The organism is Candidatus Neomarinimicrobiota bacterium (assembly GCA_018647265.1).
Lineage (GTDB): Bacteria > Fidelibacterota > Marinisomatia > Marinisomatales > TCS55 > TCS55.
This window is the reverse complement of record JABGTK010000039.1, coordinates 1-6,226: the sequence shown is the minus strand read 5'-3', so window position 1 is coordinate 6,226 and position 6,226 is coordinate 1. Positions and strand designations below refer to the sequence as shown.

The window sequence follows — 6,226 nt, the reverse complement described above, 5'->3', positions numbered from 1 at the left end:
GCCCTCATTGTTGATTCCTATATCCTTGGGGATAATCACCTCTATGGTGGTATGGGAATCCCATTTGACCCGGAAGGACTGCTCAGTACGATCCCCTCCGTGGTGACTGTATTGATCGGCTTTCTTGTGGGTACCATGATTAAAACAACTAAAGACCATGAAGATAATGCCCAGCGGATGGCTGTCTTGGGGGCACTACTCATTATTATGGGTTGGGTTTGGGGTTTTGCTTTCCCCATAAATAAACAGTTATGGACCAGTTCTTATGTCCTGTTCACTGGCGGGATTGCCACTATCGTTTTGGCTGCCATGATCTGGGTCGTCGATGTAAAAGGTATTAAAGCATGGACAAAACCATTGATTATTTTTGGCGCTAATGCCATTTTTCTCTATGCCGCTTCTGGCATATGGGCAAAGATAATGCTAAAAATCAAGTTTGAACTAGACGGTCAGATGATATCCGGATATGGCTATTTATACCGAACAGTTTTTCAGCCCTTCGCCGGAGATATGAACGGTTCCTTTTTATTCGCCCTGTTTCATGTCTTTATATTCTGGCTCATTCTAGCTTGGATGTACCGTAAAAAGATATTTATTAAAATTTAAAGTATATAACCCTATTCGTTAGATATGGTTACATCTGGACCAAGAATAAAACTCTATTATTAGGTATTTCTTTTGGTAATTGATTATCAACACTCATCTACCAGAATACATTCCTTCGATCAAATCTTCATTGTGGGCAATCACTACTTTTCTTTTAACCTTTAATGTTGGCGTAACTTCATCTTTATCTTGATCCAGTTCTTCCTTTAATATTCGAAATTTTTTAATGCTCTCATAGGATGCTAAATCTTTATTCTTTTCTTTAATAACATGATTTAATAAATCGATTACTTCTTCTTTCGTGGTTAAGTCGGCCAAATCTTGATAAAGAATTTTTATATCCCGGGCAAATTTGGTAATCTCATCTTCATCCAAAGTAATCAACATGGTAAGATATGGTTTTTTATCACCATAGACCAATGCTTGAGAAATGTATGGACTGGTTTTCATGAGGTTCTCAATATTTTGTGGTGCAATGTTTTTCCCGCCGGCAGTAATGATAATATCTTTTTTGCGATCTGTTATAAAAAGAAAACCATCTTCATCAATATGCCCTACATCGCCAGTATGCAGCCAAAAACCACCTTCACCATCTGCCTTTAATAATTCATTGGTTGCTATCTCGTTCTTATAATACCCACTAATATTTTGCTCACCGCGACAACAAATTTCACCATCCTCCATAATTTTTATTTCAGTACCAGATGGCACTCTTCCAACCGATCCAATTTTAACATTCCCTTCTGATTGAATGGTTATAACGCCAGATGTTTCTGTCATGCCATAGCCTTCAAATACATGGATTCCCACCCAATTGAAATAATGAATAATTTCTTTAGAAATCGGCGCTGCGCCCGTTAACATATATCGTATTCTTCCACCAAATATATCTTTTATTTTATCATGGATAAAAAATTTGGCAACTTTGTGTTTTAACTTAAGCCAAGATGATGGTTTTTTATTCGCATCTCTATCTTCTGTGAATGCTTTACCTACACCAATAGCCCAGTGATATATCTTTTGCTGAAACCAAGATGCGTCTCCAACTCCCGTAATAATTTTGGCATAAAATTTTTCCCAAACCCTCGGTGTACCAAAAACAAATGTTGGACCTGTTTGGCGAATATTTTGGGGCATATCCTCCATACTTTCAGCGAATACGGCAGGGTTTCCTACAAAAAATCTTAAAAAATGGCCAATTAATCTTTCTGCAATATGGGCCAATGGTAAAAAGCATACGTACAAATCATCTGCAGTAACACCTGTTGCATCAGGTAAGGCTTTCCCTCCGGCGATTATATTCCTGCTAGTATACATACCCGCTTTCGGATCTCCAGTCGTACCGGAAGTGTAAGTGAAACTTATGATTTCATCCGGTTGACTTTCCCGAATCAGCGTTTGGAATTGGTCCGGATGTTTTTCGCCGTATTTCCGCCCAATTTCTAGAAAGTCATTAAATGAACAAACATTGGGTAGATTTCTTGGGTGGTAATCATCAATGACTACAATTTTTTTCATATTAGGCAGACGATCCCATATTGCGAGCATTTTATCCAACTGTTCTTGGTCTTCCACAATGGCGAGAACACTGTCACTTTGATCCGCTATATAGAATACCTGCTCATTGGTATTGGATTGATAAATAGGTGCCGTGATGAACCCTGAACAAATAATTCCCATATCGGACATCACCCATTCTGGCCGGGTTTTGCTTAGGATTGATACTTTATCTCCTTTTTGAACACCGGAAGCCAAAAGTGCATTACCAACCTCTTTCGAAGTTTTACCATACTCACCCCATGTTGTGGACTGCCACAAACCACTTTGCTTTTCCCATATGGATATATTATCGGAGAATTCTTCTACTTGGCGCCAGAATAATTTTGGAATTGTATTATATTTGATTAAATCAATATCCATTATCCACTCCACACTTTTGCACGACGATTGTATTTACCTTCACCCAAATATTGTTCTCGCACTTTTTCTTCTTCCAATAATTCTTCATAGGTTCCGCTAAGGAATATTTTTCCTGTTGTAAGGACATATCCATAATCGGCAATTTTTAGCGCCTGGTTTACGTTTTGTTCTACCAATAGAATTGTAGTACCAGCTTTGTGTAATTCTTTAATAGTGGCAAAAATATCCTGAACCAATAAAGGTGAAAGTCCCAAGGATGGTTCATCTAATAATAATAATTTAGGTTTCAACATGAGGGCACGAGAAATAGCTAACATCTGTTGTTCACCACCACTCATATTGCCCGCTTGCTGGGTCCTTCGGTTTTTCAAGATAGGAAAGTGGTGAAAGGCTTCTTCCATGCGATCATGAAGCATATCCTTATCCTTCAAAAGGAACCCACCCATTAGAAGGTTTTCTTCTACCGTTAGCTCAGAAAAAATCCTGCGCCATTCCGGTACATGACCGATACCCAGTTTAACAATATCCTCTGCTTCCATCCTGTCGATGCGTTGATTATTAAAATGGATAGTACCATATTCTGGCTCGACCAATCCGGTAATCGATTTTAGGATCGTAGATTTTCCAGCACCATTTGCACCAAGGATACATACCAACTGCCCCTCAAGCACTTCAAGAGAAACACCGTGGAGGGCTTTTATTTTGCCATAATATGTTTCAACACCAATTAGCCTAAGCATCGAATCCTTCTCCTAAATACGCTTTTAAAACTTCAGGATGATTTTTCACTTCTTCAGGTTTCCCAATAGTGACAATTTTACCCGTATCGAGAACGCCGATACGATCTGAAATACTCATGACCAAATTCATATCGTGCTCCACAACTAATACGGTAATTCCCAGTTTGTCTCTAATTTCACTAATGATTCTGGCAATCTCAAATGTTTCCTGGTCATTCATCCCTGCGGCAGGTTCATCCATGAGAATCATTTTTGGTTTGGGGATTAGTGCTCGGGCAATTTCAACCAATTTTTGAATTCCGTATGGTTGACCGCTCATATATTTAGATTCGTAATTTGCAATACCAAGAAATTCCATTATCTCTAAGGCCATTGCTTCTTCTTTTTCCCGATATCCTTTAAATAGCCATCGATTTAGGGTGAAGTGATTATCAATCCTGCTATGGGCCCCCAAAAGCACATTATCCAAGACGGTCATAAAGGGCACATTTTGAATATTCTGGAATGTTCTAGATATGCCTGCTTCAATTACATTATGGGATGCGGTTTTAAGCAGGTTTGCCCCATTGTAGGATATTCCTCCTTCTTGAGGACGGTTGAATCCGTTAATGCAATTAAACAAGGTGGATTTCCCCGAACCGTTTGGGCCAATGAGTGAAAAAATTTCACCATCTTCCACAGCAAGAGACACACCTTTTAGAGCGACCACGCCCGAAAAGCGCATGGTAATATTATTTATGTTTAGCTGATTCATTATTCTTTTGTATTAAGGTGCTGGAAAACCGGCACTACTTTTATTACAATTTTATTTCAACCAGCCTGTGATTGGCGTCTGAACACCGTTTTCAATCTGGATCAACATGAGTTCCCCTGCGCCTGCTCTATCATTTGGGCCCCAAGTTAAAGAAGGAAGACCTGTGCCTTCCCAGTTTTTAATCGATTCCATCCCTTTAATAAGGCTTTTACGGGTTAGAGTTTTTCCAGCTCTTTTTAATCCTTCAATCAGAACCTGTCCGGCTGTAAAGCCATAAAAGTGATACATACCCCTCATTTTTTGTGGCACATTATTTGCTTCACAAATTTCTCTGTATTCTATAGCAGAAGGATGATCTGAACTCCACATATTCGCTACACTTGCAGCAATAAATCCTTCTCCAGCAGCACCAGCAGCCAGCGCTACACGGTGATCCATGGTTGGGCCAAATCCCATGAACTGGGGTTTATACCTCAATGCAGCAGCGGTTTTCATAATAATGATGGGCTCTTTTACTATTGCTGCGATCAATACATAATCACAATCACCTTTCATCACATTACTGACTTGTCCGGTAAAGTCAGTGGTGCCCCGTTGAAAACTTTCTTTCTGAATTGTAATGCCATGTTTTTCTTCTGCCGTCATAACACCGTCAACTGCATTTTGACCATAATCATCATCTTGATAAATGATACCAATTTTTGCATCTGGATTTTGTTTTAGAATCCAATCCACCATGATCCTACCCTGTTGATTATACCCCAACTCTGTTGAGAATAAATACTTACTACCGGGGCGACTCATGTCTGACATGGTGCCTGATTGTGATTCGGGAGCAATAAGGGGAATCTTTTCTTCTACCAAAAGACTCCGCACTGCTTCCGTATGGGAAGAGCCCAAAGTTGCAAATAGACAAAAAACCTGTTCCTTCTCAATCAACTTTTTAACCGCAACCACCGTTTTCTGAGGATTGTATTGTGCATCTTCTACCAACAATTTCACTTGCCGACCATGGACGCCACCTTGTGCGTTAATATGATCAAAGTAAAGTTGCTCACCTTTCGTAATAAGGCCACCCAATTCTTTTACCGGGCCACTGAGATCTGATGTGGTACCTACAAGAATTTCTGTATCCGTTACACCGGGGGATTTTGCGCCACCGCTACACCCAACCAATGCGATTGCAATGATAGGTAAAATATGTTTTATTATTTGTTTCATTATACTTATTCCTTTTATTAATTCTTATTTATTCCAACCAATCCGAAATTATTATTTGTTTCCCATTTTGAATCTGAACCAACAATACTTTTTCCGCCCCGGCATGGTCATTGCGATTGTAGGTGATGGGCTGGGAACCAGCCTCATCCCAATTTTTAAATGTTTCAAGACCTCGGATTAACTTTTTTCGAGTTGGATTTTTCCCTGCACGTTTTAATCCTTCTACCATGAAAATTGCCGTAGTAAAACCATAATAATGATACATACCCATCATTTTTCCAGGAATACCGGCCTTTTTACAAAGATCTCTATATTGAGCAGCAATTGGATTATCCGAATCCCATAATTGGGAAAAGTTGGCAGCGATAAATCCCTCTCCAGCAGCACCGGCGGCAAGGGCTACACGGTGATCCATAGTGGGACTAGTCCCCATAAATTGTGGCGAATATCCCATGACGGCAGCGGTCTTCATAATAATAATCGGTTCTTTTACAATTCCAGCTATAATCACATGGGTGCAACCACCTTTCATCAAATTCATAACTTGGCCGGCAAATTCTGTTGCACCACGCTGAAAACTTTCCTTTTGAACAGAAATACCAAATTCCGCTTCTGCTTCTCCTATGCCCTTCAGTACATTTTCACCATAATCATCATCTTGGTAAATCACCCCGATCTTCACATCTTTTTCCATTCCCATTGCATATTTTGTCAATATAAACGCCTGGCGATCATAGCCAGTATCGGTGTGAAAAATATAACGCGCACCTGGCCGGGTCATATCTGACATAGTTCCCGATTGGGTGGCAGGAGCCACCAATGGAATTTCTGATTCCTCTAGTAATGGCCTCACAGCTTCGGCTGGAGACGTTCCAATTACATGATATAAACAAAAAATATTGTCCATCTCAATTAATTTTTTTACAGCAGCAACCGTCTTTTGCGGATTGTACTGGCCATCCTCCACCAACATGCGAATCTTTCG

General features: G+C 39.9%; 6 protein-coding genes. 1 reads left to right on the top strand and 5 read right to left on the bottom strand.

The genetic code is table 11. The features are described from left to right. On the top strand, positions 1-606 hold a 606-nt coding region (locus tag HN459_02780), incomplete at its 5' end, for a hypothetical protein (protein MBT3478367.1). A 93-nt stretch (positions 607-699) separates the two neighbouring features. On the opposite strand, the gene HN459_02775 is transcribed toward HN459_02780, so the two are convergent. The 5 genes from HN459_02775 to HN459_02755 all read right to left on the bottom strand — a co-directional run. Further along, on the bottom strand, positions 700-2,526 hold the full coding sequence (locus HN459_02775) for a long-chain fatty acid--CoA ligase (GenBank protein MBT3478366.1): 1,827 nt from the start codon (positions 2,524-2,526) through the stop codon (positions 700-702). Further along, positions 2,526-3,266, bottom strand: coding sequence for an ABC transporter ATP-binding protein (locus tag HN459_02770; protein ID MBT3478365.1), 741 nt, complete (start codon positions 3,264-3,266; stop codon positions 2,526-2,528). The genes HN459_02775 and HN459_02770 overlap by 1 nt, the downstream gene beginning before the upstream one ends. Continuing rightward, positions 3,259-4,020, bottom strand: a complete 762-nt coding sequence (locus tag HN459_02765; GenBank protein ID MBT3478364.1) for an ABC transporter ATP-binding protein — start codon at positions 4,018-4,020, stop codon at positions 3,259-3,261. Before HN459_02765 ends, HN459_02770 begins: the two co-directional genes overlap by 8 nt. 51 nt (positions 4,021-4,071) lie before the next feature. Continuing rightward, complete coding sequence (locus HN459_02760) at positions 4,072-5,241, bottom strand: ABC transporter substrate-binding protein (GenBank protein ID MBT3478363.1); 1,170 nt, start codon at positions 5,239-5,241, stop codon at positions 4,072-4,074. Positions 5,242-5,269: 28 nt separating this feature from the next. After that, positions 5,270-6,226, bottom strand: a 957-nt coding sequence (locus HN459_02755) for an ABC transporter substrate-binding protein (protein ID MBT3478362.1), incomplete at its 5' end; no start/stop codon positions are given.